The organism is Streptomyces luomodiensis, from assembly GCF_031679605.1.
In the GTDB taxonomy this organism is placed as follows: domain Bacteria; phylum Actinomycetota; class Actinomycetes; order Streptomycetales; family Streptomycetaceae; genus Streptomyces; species Streptomyces luomodiensis.
Genome location: NZ_CP117522.1, coordinates 4,825,377 through 4,843,422, shown reverse-complemented (window position 1 = coordinate 4,843,422; position 18,046 = coordinate 4,825,377). Strand labels below are relative to the sequence as shown.

General features: G+C 70.2%; 18 protein-coding genes and 1 tRNA gene. 11 read left to right on the top strand and 8 right to left on the bottom strand.

Translation table 11 applies throughout. The features are described 5' to 3' along the window. Positions 1-47 precede the first annotated feature (47 nt). On the top strand, positions 48-434 hold the full coding sequence (locus PS467_RS20250) for a VOC family protein (RefSeq protein ID WP_268973063.1): 387 nt from the start codon (positions 48-50) through the stop codon (positions 432-434). Between the two features lie 104 nt (positions 435-538). Here PS467_RS20250 and PS467_RS20245 read toward each other — a convergent pair whose 3' ends face one another. Then, positions 539-955, bottom strand: a complete 417-nt coding sequence (locus tag PS467_RS20245; protein ID WP_311036464.1) for a DnaJ family domain-containing protein — start codon at positions 953-955, stop codon at positions 539-541. 530 nt (positions 956-1,485) lie between these two features. Next, on the bottom strand, positions 1,486-2,061 hold the full coding sequence (locus tag PS467_RS20240; RefSeq protein WP_268973061.1) for a TerD family protein: 576 nt from the start codon (positions 2,059-2,061) through the stop codon (positions 1,486-1,488). Positions 2,062-2,220: 159 nt separating this feature from the next. Here PS467_RS20240 and PS467_RS20235 point away from each other — a divergent pair, with 159 nt between their 5' ends. The 4 genes from PS467_RS20235 to PS467_RS20220 are packed head-to-tail and all read left to right on the top strand — an operon-like array spanning position 2,221 to position 5,337. Continuing rightward, the gene (locus PS467_RS20235; RefSeq protein ID WP_268973060.1) at positions 2,221-2,634 is read left to right on the top strand and encodes a pyrophosphohydrolase domain-containing protein; all 414 of its coding nucleotides are present in this window, start codon (positions 2,221-2,223) and stop codon (positions 2,632-2,634) included. Positions 2,635-2,643: 9 nt separating this feature from the next. After that, on the top strand, positions 2,644-4,194 hold the full coding sequence (locus tag PS467_RS20230; protein WP_311036463.1) for a membrane-associated oxidoreductase: 1,551 nt from the start codon (positions 2,644-2,646) through the stop codon (positions 4,192-4,194). 32 nt (positions 4,195-4,226) lie between these two features. Continuing rightward, complete coding sequence (locus tag PS467_RS20225) at positions 4,227-4,679, top strand: hypothetical protein (RefSeq protein ID WP_311036462.1); 453 nt, start codon at positions 4,227-4,229, stop codon at positions 4,677-4,679. A gap of 16 nt (positions 4,680-4,695) precedes the next feature. Further along, on the top strand, positions 4,696-5,337 hold the full coding sequence (locus tag PS467_RS20220) for a hypothetical protein (protein ID WP_311036461.1): 642 nt from the start codon (positions 4,696-4,698) through the stop codon (positions 5,335-5,337). A gap of 92 nt (positions 5,338-5,429) precedes the next feature. On the opposite strand, the gene PS467_RS20215 is transcribed toward PS467_RS20220, so the two are convergent. The 3 genes from PS467_RS20215 to PS467_RS20205 form a co-directional block, all read right to left on the bottom strand. Continuing rightward, positions 5,430-6,809 (bottom strand): NsdA family TPR-like regulatory protein, encoded by a 1,380-nt coding sequence (locus PS467_RS20215; RefSeq protein ID WP_498076483.1) that lies wholly within the window; start codon positions 6,807-6,809, stop codon positions 5,430-5,432. 645 nt (positions 6,810-7,454) lie between these two features. Further along, a tRNA-Pro gene (locus tag PS467_RS20210) sits at positions 7,455-7,528 on the bottom strand. A gap of 106 nt (positions 7,529-7,634) precedes the next feature. Beyond that, positions 7,635-8,564 (bottom strand): metallophosphoesterase, encoded by a 930-nt coding sequence (locus PS467_RS20205; protein ID WP_311036459.1) that lies wholly within the window; start codon positions 8,562-8,564, stop codon positions 7,635-7,637. A gap of 77 nt (positions 8,565-8,641) precedes the next feature. Between PS467_RS20205 and PS467_RS20200 the strand changes: the two genes are divergently transcribed. Continuing rightward, positions 8,642-9,112: a GatB/YqeY domain-containing protein gene (locus PS467_RS20200; protein WP_311036458.1), complete on the top strand. Its 471-nt coding sequence runs from the start codon at positions 8,642-8,644 to the stop codon at positions 9,110-9,112. 240 nt (positions 9,113-9,352) lie between these two features. Here the strand turns inward: PS467_RS20200 and PS467_RS20195 are convergent, their stop codons facing one another. Then, positions 9,353-11,614: a transglycosylase domain-containing protein gene (locus tag PS467_RS20195; protein ID WP_311036457.1), complete on the bottom strand. Its 2,262-nt coding sequence runs from the start codon at positions 11,612-11,614 to the stop codon at positions 9,353-9,355. 385 nt (positions 11,615-11,999) lie between these two features. Here PS467_RS20195 and PS467_RS20190 point away from each other — a divergent pair, with 385 nt between their 5' ends. Next, the gene (locus tag PS467_RS20190; protein WP_066027259.1) at positions 12,000-12,335 is read left to right on the top strand and encodes a WhiB family transcriptional regulator; all 336 of its coding nucleotides are present in this window, start codon (positions 12,000-12,002) and stop codon (positions 12,333-12,335) included. 359 nt (positions 12,336-12,694) lie between these two features. Here the strand turns inward: PS467_RS20190 and bagB are convergent, their stop codons facing one another. Both bagB and bagA read right to left on the bottom strand, forming a co-directional pair. Continuing rightward, entirely contained in the window at positions 12,695-14,059 is a 1,365-nt protein-coding gene (bagB, locus tag PS467_RS20185; protein WP_311036456.1) for an ATPase BagB, read from the bottom strand. Positions 14,060-14,123: 64 nt separating this feature from the next. Then, entirely contained in the window at positions 14,124-15,101 is a 978-nt protein-coding gene (bagA, locus tag PS467_RS20180; protein ID WP_268973040.1) for an ATPase BagA, read from the bottom strand. 71 nt (positions 15,102-15,172) lie between these two features. Here bagA and sp36 point away from each other — a divergent pair, with 71 nt between their 5' ends. The 4 genes from sp36 (at position 15,173) to PS467_RS20160 (ending at position 17,905) form a co-directional block, all read left to right on the top strand. After that, on the top strand, positions 15,173-15,331 hold the full coding sequence (sp36, locus tag PS467_RS20175; protein WP_017947820.1) for a Sp36 family protein: 159 nt from the start codon (positions 15,173-15,175) through the stop codon (positions 15,329-15,331). Next, positions 15,331-15,801 carry a RidA family protein gene (locus PS467_RS20170; protein ID WP_268973037.1) on the top strand — a complete coding sequence of 157 codons (471 nt, stop codon included), beginning with the start codon at positions 15,331-15,333 and terminating at the stop codon, positions 15,799-15,801. The genes sp36 and PS467_RS20170 overlap by 1 nt, the downstream gene beginning before the upstream one ends. 230 nt (positions 15,802-16,031) lie before the next feature. Next, positions 16,032-17,078: an NUDIX hydrolase gene (locus tag PS467_RS20165; RefSeq protein WP_311036455.1), complete on the top strand. Its 1,047-nt coding sequence runs from the start codon at positions 16,032-16,034 to the stop codon at positions 17,076-17,078. Beyond that, on the top strand, positions 17,075-17,905 hold the full coding sequence (locus tag PS467_RS20160) for an MBL fold metallo-hydrolase (RefSeq protein WP_268973033.1): 831 nt from the start codon (positions 17,075-17,077) through the stop codon (positions 17,903-17,905). The genes PS467_RS20165 and PS467_RS20160 overlap by 4 nt, the downstream gene beginning before the upstream one ends. Positions 17,906-18,046: the final 141 nt, after the last annotated feature.

Below are 18,046 nucleotides of genomic sequence, written 5' to 3'. Positions count from 1 at the left end.
TGAGGCATGGAGGTGTCCGTGAGATTGCCTTACGGAGGCATTCCACAGTGTCAGTCGAGTTGAATCACACGATCGTCCACTCTCTGGACAACCACGCATCCGCGGAGTTCCTGGCGAACATCCTCGGCCTCGAAGTGGGAGAAGCGTGGGGGCCGTTCGTTCCGGTGGAGACCAGTAACGGCGTCACCCTGGACTTCGCCACCATCCCCGGCGAGTCGATCGTCATGCAGCACTACGCGTTCCTCATCTCGGACGAGGAGTTCGACGCGGCCTTCGCGCGGATCCGGGAGCAGGGGGTCACGTACTACGCCGATCCCCATCTGAAGCAGCCGGGCGAGATCAACCATCATTACGGCGGGCGCGGGCTGTATTTCCTGGACCCGGCCGGTCATGGCATGGAGATCATCACCCGCCCGTACGGCAACGAGGAGTAGTCCCGGGCGACGGGCGACCCTGAACCACGGTGACGGGCCGGTGACCCGGTGACGGGCCGGGGCACATGGCGTCCCGGCCGTCTTCCTGGCCGCTTGCGCAGCGGTCAGTCCGCGTGTGCCGGCGGGTCCCGGCGCTCTCGCCACTCCCGGACGATCTCGTCGATGTCGAAGGGGGCGAGATTGAGCGGCGGGCCGGGCGGGGGCCGCCGGATCGCCTCACGGATCTTGTCGTTGACGTCCGCGAGGATCTCCCGCACCACCCGCTCCGACGGCGCCTTCTCGACGGCGGCGAGCGCGTCCTCCGCCTCTTTGCGCAGCACGAGTGTCGGGGGCAGGAACGACAGGTTCTCGCGGGCCATCTTCTCCTTGACCCACCACAGATCGTCATAGGGCCTGTTGAGGCCGGGGAGAGGCTTTCCCTTGCCGGGAAGGTCGGCGAACGCGCCGCGTTCCTCCGCCTCGCGGATCTGCCGGTCGGCCCATGTCTCGAAGCTGATGCCCGGAGGCTTGCGCTCGGTCACCCTCGAATTGTCTCTCGGGCGGCGCGAAAGGTGCTACGGGGCGCGGACGGGCAGCGGTCCCGGCACGCCCGGCCGGGGGCGGGGGTGCCGGTCCCCGGCATGGGCATGAGCGCGGACGCCGCCCTCCCGGCGAGGACACGGGCGGGACGGGAGGCGGAGATCCGGCCCTGCGTCTACTGCGGTGCCTGCTGGGGTGAGGCGCACGCGGGCCGCGCCACGGGTTGCCCGGCCGACCCGGGCTGGGGACGCGGCGGCCGAGCCTCGTCGGTCGGCGCGTCCCCCGTACCTCCCTCGCGCGTCACCGTCCTGGGCTCCGGTGCCGCCGGCCTCCAGGGAGCCGCCGAGGCGGCGGGACGAGGCCATCAGGTGGTACTGCTGGGACACTGGCCGCACACCCCGCTCCGGGCCGCCACACCGTCGGCGACGCCACCACGCCCAGGGATCTGACGGCCACCCTTCAGGAGGCCCGCACGGTCATCGACGCGCTCGACGACCAGGGGTAAGGCCGTCCCGGCGGCCGGAGACCGGGATCAGAGATTGACGCCGAAGTCGGAGGCGATGCCCGCCAGACCCGAGGCGTACCCCTGGCCGACCGCGCGGAACTTCCACTCCGCGCCATGGCGGTAGAGCTCGCCGAAGACCATCGCCGTCTCGGTCGCCGCGTCCTCGCTCAGGTCGTAGCGGGCGAGTTCGGCGTTGTCGGCCTGGTTGACCACCCGGATGAAGGCGTTGCGGACCTGGCCGAAGCTCTGGCCGCGGCTGTCGGCGTCGTGGATGGAGACCGGGAAGACGATCCTGGCGATCTCGGCGGGCACCGCGGCCAGGTTGACCTTGATGGCCTCGTCATCGCCCTCGCCCTCACCGGTCAGGTTGTCGCCGGTGTGCTCGACCGAACCGTCGGGGCTGGTGAGGTTGTTGTAGAAGACGAAGTGCTGGTTGGAGGCGACCTTCCCGGCCTCGTCGCACAGCAGGGCGCTGGCGTCGAGGTCGTAGTCGGTGCCCGTCGTCGTCCGCACGTCCCAGCCCAGGCCGACGACGACCGCGCTCAGGCCCGGCGCCTCCTTGCTCAGCGAGACATTGCCGCCTTTGGACAGGGAAACTCCCACGATCTCCTCCTGGTACTCGATGGACCGGACTCCAAAATCTACAACACTGTAGAAGTTGGCGGAGCCGGAGGCGCGGGAGCCGGTGCGGGATTAGCGGGGGGGGGCGGGGGATTGGCGTGATCCGGCGGGAGCGCACAGCGCACACGTACGATCGGACGAATGCGTCCCTCTCCCGCCGACCTCGTCCGCGAATTCCACCTGGCCTTCGGCCTCGACGCCCGTACGACCCCCACCGAGGTCCCACCGCAACTCGCCGCCCACCGCCAGAACCTGCTGGCCGAGGAGTGCGCCGAAGTAGCCGAGGCGAGCGCCCACGGCACCCTCGATCACCTCGCCCATGAGCTGGCCGACGTCGTCTACGTCGCCTACGGCACCGCCCTGGTCCACGGCATCGACCTCGACGCGGTGATCGCCGAGATCCACCGGGCCAACATGACCAAACTCGGCCCCGACGGCCGTCCCACCCTGCGCGCCGACGGCAAGGTCCTCAAGGGCGACCACTACCAGGCCCCCGACATCCCGGCCGTCCTGCGCCGCCAGGGCTGGCCGGGCCGGCCGGGCACGGCCGAATAGGCCCCGCCGATGGAGATCGCCGACCTGACCCCAGCCGAGCGCCGCGTCTGGGCGGCGTTCCCGCTGGGCGAGGGCGTCGATCTGCGCGAAAGCGCCGATGACGACCCGGCGGCCGGTGCGGCATGGGGTCCCGAGCGGACCGTACGGGCCGAGGTACTGCGGGCATTGCTGGTCGGCGGGGAGAGCCGGAGCGGGGAGATAGCGGGGCTGAAGCTGGCGGGTGCGCGCATCACCGGGCGCCTCGACCTCCGATACGGGGTGGTCCAGCACTCCATACGGCTGCGCTCCTGCCACTTCACCGAAGGCCCGATGCTCTACGGGGCGCAGCTGCGCGCCCTGGTGCTCAGCGATTCCGTGCTGCCCGCCCTCACCGCGGGAGCGCTCCGCGTCGAGGGCGTGCTGCGGATGAGCCGCTGCCGTATCGCGGGCCCCGTAAGGCTCGCGGGATCCCAGATCGCCGGGGCGATCTTCCTCGACGGAGCGCGTCTGGGCGTCTCCCCGGAAGCCCCTGACGGACCCGACAACCCCGATGGATCGCACACCGTACCCAGTGGGCAGCACACCCCTGGCACCCCGGACCCCGACACACTCCAGGAGCCGGCGCTGGAGCTCAACCATGTGGTCGTGGGCAACGACATAGCCGCCGCCGGGCTCGTGTCCCACGGCCAGGTCCGGCTGAACGGGGCCACCGTCACCGGTGAGGTCAATCTCAACGACGCCGTACTGCACCACCCCGGCCACAACGCCCTGCACGCCGAGACCCTGTCGGTCGGCACCGACCTGCGCGCGATGCGGCTGCGCGCCCATGGCCGCGTCAACATCAGCGGCGCCAGAATCCCCCGTCACCTGAACCTCGCCTACGCCCGGCTCTCCAACCCCGGCGGCCAGGCCCTGCGCGCCAGCAGCTGTGTGATAGGTGAGCTGTGGCTGCGCGCGGCCGCCCCGATCGAGGGCACGGTGAACCTCCGTGGCTGCCAGGCCGATCTGCTGCACATCGCCCCGGAGACCTGGCCCGACCGGGTCAGGATCGACGGCCTCAGCTATCGCAGACTCACTCCCGACCTCCCCGCCGAACAGCGTCTGCCGCTGCTGGAGCGCGAGGAGTCGGGCTATCTGCCGTACGCCTACGAGCAGCTGACCGCCGCCTACCGCACCGCGGGCGACGACGCCGCCGCCCGCACCGTCCAACTCGCCAAGCTCCGCAGGCACCGCCGCACCCTCCCCCCGTACGCCAGGGCCTGGGGCCACCTCCAGGACATCACCGTCGGCTACGGCTTCCGTCCCATGCGCGCCGCCGGATGGCTGTTGGCCCTCCTCCTCACCGGCGCCATCGCCTTCACCCTGGACCGGCCCCGTCCCCTGAAGGCGGACGAGGCCCCCGATTTCAACCCCGTCTTCTACACCGTGGACCTGCTGCTGCCGATCACCGATTTCGGTCAGCAGTCGGCCTTCGCGCCACAGGGCTGGTGCCAGTGGCTCTCCTACACCCTCATCGTCACCGGCTGGATCCTGGCCACCACCATCGCGGCGGGCATCACCCGCTCACTGAGCCGCCCATAGCGGTCGGCCGGCGTGGCTGAAATGCTGTGCGGATGCGGAACACAACACCGGAGGGGACGGCCGCGGAGGCCGTGGAGTGGGCGGAAGGGGCGCACCGCAACGTCGTCGGACTCGCGATGATGCTCGGGGTGGCGCCCGCGCGGTACGCGGAGGACGCCTTGGCGCTCATGCCCGGCCTTCAGCACTATGTGGACCGGCTGCCGCTCGGTGAATTCGAGCAGTCGGACTGGATCACGCTGCACACGGACCTGACCTCCTACCTGGGCGATGTGCTGGTACGACGCCATGGAGCGGCCTGGAGGAAAGTCGACGACCGGAGCTCCCCGGCCGGTTACCGCTATCTCATCGAGACCGAGGGCCGCGATGGACAGACCCGCCGGGTGGAGCCGTACGACGTCGTGATGGAGGAGTTCCAGCACCTCCCCATCGACATCGCACGGATGCTGGCCAACGCGGAAGCCGTGCTGGGGCTGGCCGCGAGGTGAAGAGACCGAGACAAGCATGTCCTTCTTGATGCGCGCGCCGCGGGAATGCGCCTCGTGGGAATGGGAATTGGACGCCTTCGCCGCCCCCGGTCTGGAGCCGGCGCTGATGACGGCGGCGCGGATGTCGGCCGTGCTGAGGGAGCACGGGCTGTTGGAGGCGGACGTCCTGGAGTGGATGTGGTTCGTCCATGGCGTCGGCGGCATCGGCGTACTCACGCGGCTGCCGGTCATGGGCCGGTTCGACGCGGCGGAACTGGCCCGGCGCATCCGGCGGAGCCGCCCCGTGGGGTACCCGGACGCCCAGGTCGGACCCATCGCCGTCACCGGTAAGGGCACATGGTTCGACGCCGAGGGCGGGGAGCGGCGTGAGCGCGATCTCGTCGTGCTGACGGTCGACCCGGACGACCACGCTCTGACGGCGGACGTCGAGGTGTTCCACGACATCTGGGGCCGCTACGACTTCCGGGGCGTCCCCCACCCGGACGTCCAGCGCCGCAACGCGCCCCGCCTGGCCGCGGCCCTGCGGGCCCTCGACTCCCTGCTCGGCACCCCGGCCCGGCCCGGCGAGCCCACATACTTCGGATGCGCCGAGGGCTATGGCATCGCCGAACCCGACGAGATCGACGGCCTCGGCCCCGACCTCACCGACCAGCTCTGAGAGATGCGGGCAGCAGCACCTTTCAGGCAGCAGCGCCGCTCATACGGCAGCGCCGGTCAGACAGCAGCGCCGCTCAGACAGCAGCGCCCCGCTCATACAGCAGCGTCCGCGACAAGACCGTCGGCCTGCTCCAGGAACGCGGCGACGCCCGGTGCCTGCCGGTACGGATCGAAACGCTTGCGCAGCCGGGCGATCCGGCGAAAGGCCCGCGGGGAATGCAGCTGACGTGTCAGCCGCACCGCCTCGAGACCGTGCCGCGCGGCCTCCTCCGGTTCGTCCTTCGACAGATTGGCATGCGCGAGAATCCCGGTGTTGATGGCCCGTCGGCGCATATGTGTCGCGGGCAGATCGCGCAATGCGGCCATCGCGTACTCACTGGCCTTCTTCGGCTGGTTGAGATCCCTGAAGCAGTGCGCGAAGGCATCCGCCAGATATGCCTCCTTGAAATACCGCAGATACGGCGGTGAATCATGGGCCGGGCCCGACCGGCCGAAGTGCCGTTCCGCCTCCGACAGCGCCCGGCCGCAGGCTCGGGCGTCGCCCATCCGGGCGTGGCCGCGCGCTTCGACCACCCAGGACACCGCGATGCCGAGGGGCTCGCCGTTCTGCCGGCCCCCGGCCCGAGCCGCCTCGGCCAGCTGCACCGCCTCGGCCGGATGCTCGGCGTAGAGCGCGAGATGGCCCATGTGCGTGGCCATCACCTGCGCTCCGTAATGCCGTGAATCGGCGGCGCTGGCCAGGGCGAGAGCCTGGATGTAGTAGCGCTCGGCGAGATTCAGCTGATTGCAGTCGATGGCCATATAGCCCGCCGAGGCGGTGAACTCCGCGGCGGTCTGCAACAGCGCCCGGCCCACCGTGTCCGTACGGGATTTCTTCAGCAGCGGCCCGACGTCGTAGCGCAGGTAGTTCACCATGTGCCGGCGGATCCGCTGTGACCCGAACTCATGGCTGAGCCGCTCGAATTCATCGCCCAGCGCGCGTACTTCGCGCACGTCCGCCATCGTCACCCGAGTGGACCTGCTGTGCTGACTGAGGTCTTCGCGCGGGCTGCCGATGAGCCAGTCGCGGCTGGCGACCGATACGGCTCCGGCAGCGAAGACCGAGTCCGTGAGAAACCCGCGGCGTTCCACGTCATACCTCCACAAGCGGGTGACCGTTTCTACGGCGCATCCCAGGGTTCTGGGATAGCGGAGGCCGATCGTCTGGTCCTCGGATGCCATTTCCATGCCGAGGTCGCGAGGTGTCACCGTGCGTCCGATGTGGTGCGAGAACACCTGGGCGAGAAGCGTCGGGGTCGGATCTCTGGGAACCGAACCGGACAGCCAGCGAGCGACGGACGTGTGGTCACAGAGCACGCTGAGCCCCTGCGTGGCCGCGAGTTCACTCACCCGCCGGGCCAGCCCCTTGCGCGAGAACCGCGCTTCGGCGAGTAAGGCCTCGAGCTGGTGATTGGGCTCTCGGCGATTGCTCATGACGCCCCCGATCGAGTTCCTCCGGTGGAACTCATGCTAGGAGTCGATGGCTGCTTTACTAAGCCTTTACCCGAAGTGCGCCCGCTTCGGGCCCCCGGAGTACCCACGGTCCGCCGCGGCGCACCTGTGCCCATCCCGGCACCACGCCCTCCAATGGTAGGCGCGCCACTTGGACGTGATGGCGCGCCAGGCACGCAACCGGGGGTGGGGACGCAGTGAACGGGGAAGCGCGCACCAGTCAGTTGATACGCCGATGGCTCTTCCGGATCGCCCTTCAGCTCATATGCGCCGGCCCATCGTCTTTCGACCGCTCGTCGATGCTTCAGGCACTGCTGCTGGAGCTCACCGCAAGGGCCGCGACCCGCCCGGGGCGGAGCGATGCCTAACGCCGCACGGGCGCGCCCCGGCACGATCATGGGGAAATCCGCAGGGGAGCCCGTCATGCACCACGGACAGCCGACCGGAAGCACGCCCCCGGAGAAAGATCAGCGAGGCGAAACCGAGGACGAGACGGTGCGGCGGCACCGGTGGCCACAATGACGACGGGGTCACACCGCCGGATCGGCGGCGGGGATGTGTCACACGTCACCCCAACGCACCGGAGGCCCCTCTCGTACGAGAGGGGCCTCCGGCCTGTTCCTTCAGTCGGGGTGGCGGGATTTGAACCCACGACCTCTTCGTCCCGAACGAAGCGCGCTGCCAAGCTGCGCTACACCCCGAAGCAACGAGCTCTACTTTAGCGGACCTGCGGCCAGAGACGAAATCCGGTTTCCGAGGGCTCGCAGGTCGGGGCGTTTCGGGCGGTCCGGCTGGGTGGGGGTGGGGTCAGAGGGTCTGGGGGGTCAGGGTGAGCAGGGTGGCTTCCGGGGGGCAGGCGAAGCGGACCGGGGTGTAGCGGTTGGTGCCGCAGCCCGCGGAGACGTGGAGGTAGGAGGTGTGGCCGCCGGCGTGGTGCTGGGAGAGGCCCTTGACCCGGCGGGTGTCGAGGTCGCAGTTGGTGACCAGGGCGCCGTAGAAGGGGATGCACAGCTGACCGCCGTGGGTGTGGCCGGCGAGGATCAAGGGGTAGCGGTCGGCGGTGAAGGCGTCGAGAACCCGCAGATACGGGGCGTGGACCACGGCGAGGGAGAGGTCGGCGTCCGACTCGGGGCCGCCGGCCACCTCGGCGTAGCGGTCCCGCTTGATATGGGGGTCGTCGAGGCCGGTGAGGGCGATCTCGATGTCGTCCAGCTTCAGCCGGCCGCGGGTGTTCGACAGTCCGACCCAGCCGGCCGCGTCGAAGGCGTCGCGGAGTTCCGTCCACGGGTTGTGGATGGCGCCGACGGCCGGGGGGTTGCCGTTCAGCCCATGCCGGCCGCTGGCCTTCTCCAGCAAATAGCGGGCGGGATTACGCAGCTTCGGTCCGTAGTAGTCGTTCGAGCCGAAGACGTACGCGCCGGGGAACTCCATCAGCGGGCCCAGCGCGTCCAGGACCTCCGGCACGCCCTCGGGGTCCGACAGGTTGTCCCCGGTGTTCACCACGAAGTCGGGGCGCAGCCCGGCGAGGGACTGGAGCCAGCGCTGCTTCTTGCGCTGCCCGCTCACCATGTGGATGTCGGAGACCTGGAGGACGCGCAGGGGGCGCATCCCGTGCGGGAGCACCGGGACGGTGATCCGCCGGAGCCTGAAGGACCGGACTTCGAAGCCGACGGCGTAGGCGAGGCCGGCTGCGCCGACCGCCGTGATTCCCAGGGGTACTCCGTATCGCGCGCGCATGCCATCCATGGTCGCAGAACGCGGCAGGGGGAGAAATCTTCGGGTGATTCCCGGCCAGTGCTGGCAGACTCGACGCCATGACCACCAAGCTCAAGTCCAGGCTCCAGGACGACCTCACCGCGGCGATCAAGGCGCGCGACGAGCTGCGCTCCTCGACTCTCCGGCTCACCATCACCGCGATCACGAAGGAAGAGGTCTCGGGCGAGAGCGCCCGTGAGCTGTCCGACGCCGAGGTGGAGAAGATCGTCGCGCGGGAGGCCAAGAAGCGCCGTGAGGCGGCCGAGGCGTTCGAGAAGGGTGGCCGCGCGGAGCAGGCCGAGCGGGAGCGGGCGGAGGGCGAGGTGCTCGCCGAGTATCTGCCGAAGCCGCTGACGGACGACGAGCTGAACGCCCTGGTGGCCGAGGCGGTGCAGGAAGCCGCGGCGGGCGGTGCCGAGGGTCCGCGGGCCATGGGCGCCGTGATGAAGATCGTGAACCCGAAGATCGCCGGGCGGGCGGAGGGCGGCCGGGTCGCCGCCGCGGTGAAGCGGCAGCTCGCAGGCGGGTAGCTCGCGCGACCGGACAGCCGTCGCGTGACGTTACCGTTCGCGCGCTGTCCGTATCCGTATGTTCGTGTTCGCCGCGCGGCCGTAAGGCGCCGCATGGCTAAGCCGTAAGGCCGCACGGCCAAGCCGTAAGACGCTCGGCGTAACCGTAAGATCGCATGGCGTAACCGTAGGGCGCACATAGCCAAGAAGGGGGCCGGACATCTCTGTCCGGCCCCCTTCAGCGCTCAGTCACGGTCACCGCTACCGCGGCCAGTGCCGGCCGCCGTTTCCGTTGCCGTTCCCGCCATTCCCGTTGCCGCCGCCGATCAGGTCCGAGGGCAGGGAGATGTCCGGCCACGGGTTCTCCTGGCCGCCCTTGTCGCCGTTGTCGCCCTTGTCGCCGCCGTCGTTGCTCGGCTTGCGGTCGTTCCGCTTCTTGTCGTCATCGGACTTGTGCTGGTTCGGGTCCTTGATCGAGACGGACTCGAAGTTCGGCGCCGGCTTGCCCTCCAGCGCGCCGCTCATCGCGTCCTTCCAGATCGGGCCGGGGGTGTCCGCGCCGTAGACCTTGTCGTGGAAGACGCCGCCGATGCTGATGTTCTCCATCGTGACGCCCTTGGCGCCCGGACCGCCGACCCACACCGCACCGGCCAGGTTCGGGGTGTAGCCGACGAACCACGCGGCCCGCCGCTCGTCCGTGGTACCGGTCTTACCGGCGCTCGGGCGGTTCTTGAGGCCGGCCTGCTTGCCGGTGCCGTCCTCGACCACCCCGCGCAGCAGCGTGTTGATGGTGTCCGCGGTCTTCTCCGACATCGCGCGGGAACACTTCGACTGCGGGACCTTCAGCGCCTTGCCGTTCGGGCCGGTGATCGACTCGATGAAGACCGGGGAGCAGTAGACGCCGCGGTTGGCGAAGGTCGCGTAGGCGTTGGCCATCGTCAGCGGCGAGAAGCCCTCGGAGCCGAGAGTGAGGGAGGGCACCTGGTTGTGCTCTTCGCCGTCGGCGCGCTCCACGCCCATCCTGTCGGCCATCTGCGTCACCGGGCAGACCCCGATGTCGCTGATCAGCTGGACGAAGTAGGTGTTGACCGACTTGGCGGTCGCCTCCTTCATCGCGTACGGGCCGACCTCGCTCTCGTTCTCGTTCTCGACGGTCGCGCCCTCGTCGTTGCGCCAGGTGCCCTTGCAGGTGGTGACCGGGCTCGGATACTTCATCTTGTACGGCGAGGAGTAGCGCTGGTACGGCTTCTTGCCCTGCTCGATGGCGGCCGCGGCGGTGATCGGCTTGAACGTGGAACCGACCTGGAAGCCGTAGTTCGAGCCGCCCATGGCCTTGTCCGCGGAGAGGTTGATCTGGGTCTCGTTCTCGCCGAAGCCGTACGGCCGGGACTGGCCCATCCCCAGCACCTTGCCGGTGCCCGGCTCGACGAGCGTCACCGCGGTGGCCACCGAGTCGGACTGGTAGACATGCGACTTGATCGACTTCTGGACCGACTCCTGGGCCTGCGGGTCCAGCGTCGTACGGATCGTCAGGCCGCCCTGGTTCCAGCGCTTGGCGCGCGCCTCCGCCGTCTTGCCGAAGGTCGGGTCGTTGAGCAGGATCTCGCGGACGTAGTCACAGAAGAACCCGGCGCCCTGGACGGCCGTGATGCAGCCGCTCCTGGGCATGCTGACCTTGAGGCCGAGCGGCTTCTTCTGGGCCGCGGCGGCCTGTGCCGGAGTGATGTCCTTCACCTCGGCCATGCGCCGCAGCACAGTGTTGCGGCGTTCCTTGGCGGTCTCCGGGGCGTTGATCGGGTCGTAGCGGCTGGGCGACTGGACGAGACCGGCCAGCATCGCCGACTGCTCCAGGTTCAGGTCCTTGGCGGACTTGCTGAAGTAGCGCTGCGAGGCCGCCTCGATGCCGTATGCCTGCTGACCGAAGAAGGTGATGTTCAGGTAGTTCTCGAGGATCCGCTTCTTGCCCAGTTCCTTCTCGACCTTGATCGCGTACTTCAGTTCCTTGATCTTGCGGCCGATGGACTGCCGGGTGGCCTGGGCGACCTTCTCCTTGTCGTTGCCCGCCTCCTCGACGAACACGTTCTTCACATACTGCTGGGTCAACGTGGAGGCACCCTGGGAGACCCCGCCCTCCTGCGCGTTGGTGTTCACCGCGCGCAGCACGCCCTTGAGGTCGACCGCCCCGTGCTGGTAGAAGCGGGCGTCCTCGATCGCGACGATCGCCTGCCGCATATAGGGGGAGACGTCCTTCAGCTTCACGATCGTCCGGTCGCGGGAGTAGACCTTCGCGATCTCTCCGCCCTTGGCGTCCAGGATCGTCGTCCGCTGGCTGAGCGGCGGTGTCTTGAGATTGGCCGGAATTCCGTCGAACTCCTCCACCGTTCCCTTGGCCGCGAGGCCGAGCGCCCCGACGGCGGGAAGCGCGAGCCCGGCCATCACGGCACCGGCCAGCGCGCTGACGCCGAGGAACTTGGCGGCCTGTTGAGCGGTGGACAGACCGCCGCTCGAGCGCGTGTTTCCCATAGGAGGCAGCCTACGTCTCGAATCGCCGGACAGGGGACCGGGTGTTCGCATAAGCTGTTTCACGCCAGCCACAGCTGTGTGGCTGAGCCACACCCCCATCATCACTCGAGTGAGTGATGAGAGCTGTCCGGATTGCCGCCCCTGTCATGAGCTGCCCGTTGTCCGTCGGGTGAACTGCCCGGATTTGCACTAGTAATCTCAAATGTCGCCAGCTCACTCCGTTGGGTGATCTGCCGCGTACCCATAGTCCGTTCGGACCATCCAAGATTGGGCCTGCAGGGGGTGTTGCGCCTTGTCTCGCTTCCGTAACGTCCTCAACTGGCGACGGTGAATATGCCGTTTGTCGCCGTGGGGGAGCTCCGATTCGGGAGAGGACGGCGCCAGCATGGGCTGGGTAACCGACTGGAGTGCGCAGGCCGCCTGCCGCACTACTGATCCAGATGAACTGTTCGTCCAGGGCGCGGCACAGAACAGGGCCAAAGCGGTCTGCACTGGATGTCCGGTGCGCACCGAGTGCCTTGCGGATGCCTTGGACAACCGCGTGGAGTTCGGTGTGTGGGGAGGGATGACCGAGCGCGAGCGGCGAGCACTGCTGCGCCGCCGGCCGACGGTGACCTCCTGGCGCAGGCTCCTGGAGACCGCGCGCACCGAGTACGAGCGCAGCGCGGGCATTCTGCCCTTCGACGACGAGGACTACGAGCGCTTCGCCGCGGTCGGATAGGCCGGACGGCGGTCTCGGCGATCGACTGGGGATCGAGTGGCGATCGACTGACGGCCTGACCACGAGATGGCCTGCCGACGAGACGGCATGCCTCACCATCACCTCACCCGCCTCTCGGCAACGGCACGAGCCGGGGGTGCGAGTGCGGCACGCCTCGTCGGGGCGAGTACGGGTACGCGCACGCCTCCGAGCACGGGCGCGGGTCGCGGCCAAGGCTGCGGTCGGCGATGGGGCCTGGGCCACATGGCCTGTGGGACACATGGCCTGCCGGTCGCGCGGCCCAACGGGTCGGCGCGGGCCGGGGATGGGTCCGCTACCGGTGACCGTATGACCGTTCCGACCGCTGGGCGGGCACCGGCTCAGCCCGCCGCGCGCTTGGTCCGTTCCAGCGGGACCGCGAGGCGTTCGCCGATCGCCCGGAGTCCTGCCAAGTCGTGTACGTCGCCAGGGAGTGCGGCCACTTGGGCCACCGGAACCTCGGGGTGGAGCGCCGTGAAGCGGTCGTGTGTGCGCTGCTCGCGTCCGAGCACCTGCATACGCTCCGCGTGCAAGCGAAGCAGTCCCGCGGCGAGCCGCTCCGCCGACGAGTCCGCCGACGTGGGGGAGACGTCGGGGTCCGCTGCTGAGGGGTTCCGCGCTTGAGCATTCCCTGAGTGGGGATCGACGAATCCGCCGTCGGCAAGATTTTCTGACCCGGTGCCGTTCTTGGCCGGAACGCTTCCCTCTGCGGTGTTCGCGGGCGCACCGTCCACGGATGTGTCGTCCGGATCCTCGGGGCAGTCGGCCAGCGACAAGGTCTCCGCGGCGGCCAACGCGCGTTCCGCCGACAGCTGTTCGGCCCCGCTGCCGTGCACCCGGTTCAGCACCAGCCCGGCCAGTGGCATCTGGTCCGCGGCCAGCCGTTCGACGAAGTACGCGGCCTCCCGCAGGGCGTCCCGCTCGGGCGCGGCCACCACCAGGAAGGCGGTACCGGGGGCCTGAAGCAGCCGGTAGGTGGCCTCCGCGCGGGTGCGGAACCCGCCGAACATGGTGTCCATCGCGGCAGCGAAAGTCTGTACGTCGCGCAACAACTGCCCGCCGAGCACCTTGCTGACCGTGCCCGTCATCATCGACACGCCCACGTTCAGGAACTTCATTCCGGCTTTGCCGCCGACCTTCGCCGGGGCCATCAGGACCTTGATGAACTTCCCGTCCAGGAAGGAGCCGAGGCGTTTCGGCGCGTCCAGGAAGTCCAGCGCCGACCGGCTGGGCGGGGTGTCGACGATGATCAGGTCCCATTCGTCGCGGGCCCGCAGCTGGCCGAGCTTCTCCATGGCCATGTACTCCTGCGTGCCCGCGAAACCGGCCGAGAGCGACTGGTAGAAGGGGTTCGCGAGGATCGCCCGAGCGCGCTCGGGGTCGGCGTGCGCCTCGACGAACTCGTCGAACGTCCGCTTCATGTCGAGCATCATGGCGTGCAGTTCGCCGCCCTTGCCGTCGCCGACGCCGTCCACCCGGCGCGGGATGTTGTCGAGCGCGTCGATGCCCATGGACTGGGCGAGCCGGCGGGCCGGGTCGATGGTGAGGACGACGACCTTACGGCCGCGCTCGGCGGCCCGTACGCCCAGGGCCGCGGCGGTGGTGGTCTTGCCGACGCCGCCGGAGCCGCAGCACACCACGATGCGGGTCTGCGGATCGTCCAGCAGGGCGTCGGTGTCCAGCCGGGGTGCCACGTCCATGCTCATGCCGCCTCCCGCGTACGACTCGCGTACGACTCGTTGCCCGTGGCGCCCTTACGGCGGACGCCGCTCACGTCGGCCACTGCTTGCGCAGATCCGCCGCGAGCCGGTACAGCCCGGCCAGGTCGACGCCGTCCGTGAGCAGTTCCAACTCGTGCAGCGGCAGTCCCAGACCGGTCAGCTCGGCGCGCTGCGCCCGCTCCAGCTCCACCCGTTCGGCGTGCTCGCGCGCCTGCTCCAGCAGCGGGTCGACCAGCTGTTCGGCCAGGCCGCCGCGGCGGGCGCCGCCCAGGCCGGCCTGGGAGAGCGCCTTGGCGACGGCCGTACGCTGCCCGTTGGCGACGGCCTCGACGGCCTCCTGGTCGAGGATCGCGGGCCGCACCATGTTGATGATGACCCCGCCCGTCGGAAGGCCGTCGGCGCGCAGCTCCGCGATGCCGTCCGCGGTCTCCTGGACCGGCATCTCCTCCAGCAGGGTCACCATGTGGACCGCCGTCTGGGGCGACTTCAGGACGCGCATCACGGCTTGTGCCTGATTGTGTATCGGGCCGGTCCGGGCCAGCCCCGCCACCTCGTGGTTGACGTTCAGGAAGCGGGTGATGCGGCCGGTGGGCGGCGCGTCCATGACCACCGAGTCGTAGACGAAGCGGCCGTCCTTGCCCTTACGGCGCACCGCCTCGCACGCCTTGCCGGTCAGCAGGACGTCCCGCAGCCCCGGGGCGATGGTGGTCGCGAAATCGATCGCGCCGAGCTTCTTGAGTGCGCGTCCGGCTGAGCCCAGCTTGTAGAACATATGGAGGTAGTCCAGGAGTGCGAACTCCGGGTCGATCGCCAGGGCGTGCACCTCCCCGCCGCCCGGCGCGGTGGCGATCTTCCGCTCCTCGTAGGGCAGCGGCTCGGTCTCGAAGAGCTGCGCGATGCCCTGACGGCCCTCGACTTCGACCAGCAGGGTTCGCCTGCCACCGGTCGCGAGGGCCAGCGCGAGTGCGGCGGCGACCGTGGTCTTGCCGGTTCCGCCCTTGCCACTGACGACATGGAGCCTGCTCACAGTGGGGAGCCTAACCAGTCGCCCCTCGGGCTACGCACCAGGGCCCGGCGGAGAGGCATTACAGTCGGCCCATGACCAAGTGGGAATACGCGACCGTACCGCTGCTCGTACACGCCACGAAGCAGATTCTGGACACCTGGGGCGAGGACGGCTGGGAGCTGGTCCAGGTCGTTCCCGGGCCGAACAACCCGGAGCAGCTGGTGGCCTACCTGAAGCGGGAGAAGAGCTGATGGGCAGCGGCGCGGTCGAGGGCAGGCTCGCCGGGCTCGGTCTGACGCTGCCCGAGGTCGCGGCGCCCCTCGCCGCGTACGTGCCCGCGGTCCGCACCGGCCCGTACGTCTACACCTCGGGCCAGCTGCCGCTGGTCGAGGGGAAGCTGGGCGTGACCGGCAAGGTCGGCGCGGAGGTGACCCCGGAGGAGGCCAAGGAGCTGGCGCGCACCTGTGCGCTGAACGCGCTGGCCGCCGTGCAGTCGGTCGTCGGTGACCTCGACCGCATCGTGCGGGTGGTGAAGGTCGTCGGCTTCGTCGCCTCGGCGCCGGACTTCACCGGCCAGCCGGGCGTCGTCAATGGCGCGAGCGAGCTGCTCGGCGAGGTCCTGGGCGACGCGGGCGTGCACGCGCGCAGCGCGGTGGGCGTGGCGGTGCTGCCGCTGGACGCCCCGGTCGAGGTCGAGATCCAGGTCGAGGTCGCGGACTAGATCCAGGTCGAGGTCGCGGACCAGCGAGCGGAGCCGGGGGCGGGCCGGCCGGCGCGGGGATGCGCGGGTCGGCGCGCGGGTGCGTGGGCCGGCGCGGGGATGCGTAGGTCGGCGCGGGGAGGGGCGGGCCGGTGCGACGGCCGTGCCCGGACCGCCGTGCCCGGACCGCCCCCGGCGTGGCGCCGTCGGAGCCACTCGAACATCAGCCCGTGAGCGCATAGCATCCGGCCATGTCCACTACGAACGGCCAGTGGTACCCGCCCGAATGGCCCGAGCGGATCCGCCTCCTGTCGGCCGGTGAGCTCACACCGGTGACACCGCGCCGGGCCGCCACCGTGCTGCTGCTGCGGGACGGACAACCTGAACAGGACCGGCAGGACTCGCAGGACCCGCAGGGCCGGCAGGACGGCGACGGGGAGCACGCGGCGGAGAAGCTCGCGGCGGCGCCGGGGCCCGCAAGGGCCGCGCACGGCCCTGAGGCGCCCGCGGAGGGCGTACGGGACGCGGCGGGCGGGCCCGGCGGGCTCGCCGTCTACATGCTGCGCAGACGCGCCTCCATGGCCTTCGCCGGAGGCGCGTACGCCTATCCGGGCGGCTCCGTGGACCCGCGCGACGAGCGCATGGTCACCTGGGCCGGACCCTCGCGGGCGCAGTGGGCGCGGCGGCTGGGCCTGGACCCCGACGAGCCGACGCAGGCGCAGGCCATCGTGTGCGCGGCGGTCCGCGAGACCTTCGAGGAGGCGGGGATCCTGCTGGCGGGCCCGACACCGCACACCGTGGTCGCGGACACGACGGGGGACGACTGGGAGGCGGACCGCGCGGCGCTGGTCGCCCGGGATCTGTCCTTCGCGGAGTTCCTGGACCGCCGGGGGCTCGTGCTCCGCTCGGATCTGCTGGGCTGCTGGGCGCGCTGGATCACCCCGGAGTTCGAACCGCGCCGCTACGACACCTGGTTCTTCGTGGCTGCGCTGCCGCGGGGGCAGCGCACCCGTAACGCCTCCACGGAGGCGGACCGGACCGTCTGGATCCGTCCGATCGACGCGGCCGACGGCTACGACCGGGGCGAGCTGCTGATGATGCCGCCCACGATCGCGACGCTGCGCCAGCTCGCGGCCCACGGCTCGGTCGCCGAGGCGCTGGCCGCGGCCGCGGACCGGGACCTGAAGCCGATCCTGGCCCAGGCGCGGGTGGAGAACGGGGAGCTGGTGCTGAGCTGGCCGGGTCATGATGAGTTCACCAGGCACATTCCGCGCGCCACGGGGGGATCTTCCGCATGACGTACGCATCCGCTCTGCCCGGTCAGCCGCGCGGGGGCGCCATCGGCGGCCCGGCCACCGACCGGGCCGTCTGCGTCCTGGCGCCGAACGCCTCCCCCATGACGCTGGACGGTACCAACACCTGGATCGTCGCCGAGCCCGACTCCGACCTCGCCGTCGTCATCGACCCCGGGCCGCTCGACGACGCGCACCTCAAGGAGGTCATCGCGACGGCCGAGCGGGCGGGCAAGCGGGTCGCGCTGACGCTGCTCACCCATGGCCATCCGGACCACGCGGAGGGCGCGGCGCGCTTCGCCGAGCTGACGCGGACGTCCGTAAGGGCGCTGGACCCGGCGCTGCGGCTGGGGGACGAGGGGCTGGAGCTGGGGGACGTCATATCCACCGGCGGCCTGGAGCTGCGGGTGGTGCCCACGCCCGGCCACACCGCCGACTCGCTGTCCTTCCACCTTCCGGCCGATGGCGCGGTCCTTACGGGCGACACGGTGCTCGGGCGGGGCACCACCGTCGTCGCGCATCCCGACGGGCGGCTCGGCGACTATCTGGACTCGCTGCGGCGGCTGCGGTCGCTGACCGTGGACGACGGGGTGAACACGGTCCTGCCGGGCCACGGACCGGTGCTGAACGACGCCCAGGGCGTGGTGGAGTACTACCTCGCGCACCGCGCCAACCGGCTCGCCCAGGTGGAGACGGCGGTCGAGAACGGCTACCGGACGCCCTCGGAGGTCGTGGCGCATGTGTACGCGGACGTGGACCGGTCGCTGTGGCCGGCGGCGGAGCTGTCGGTCCGGGCCCAGCTGGAGTATCTGCGCGAGCACGGGCTGATCTGAGGCCGCTACGCCGTTCCGGAGCGCCGTGCCGGGGCATTGTTCCGGAGCGCCGTTCCCGGAGCGCCGTGCCGGGACATCGTTCGGGAGCGCCGTTCCGGAGCGCCGTAAGGGCCCCGCCGGGATTCCGGCAGGGCCCTCACG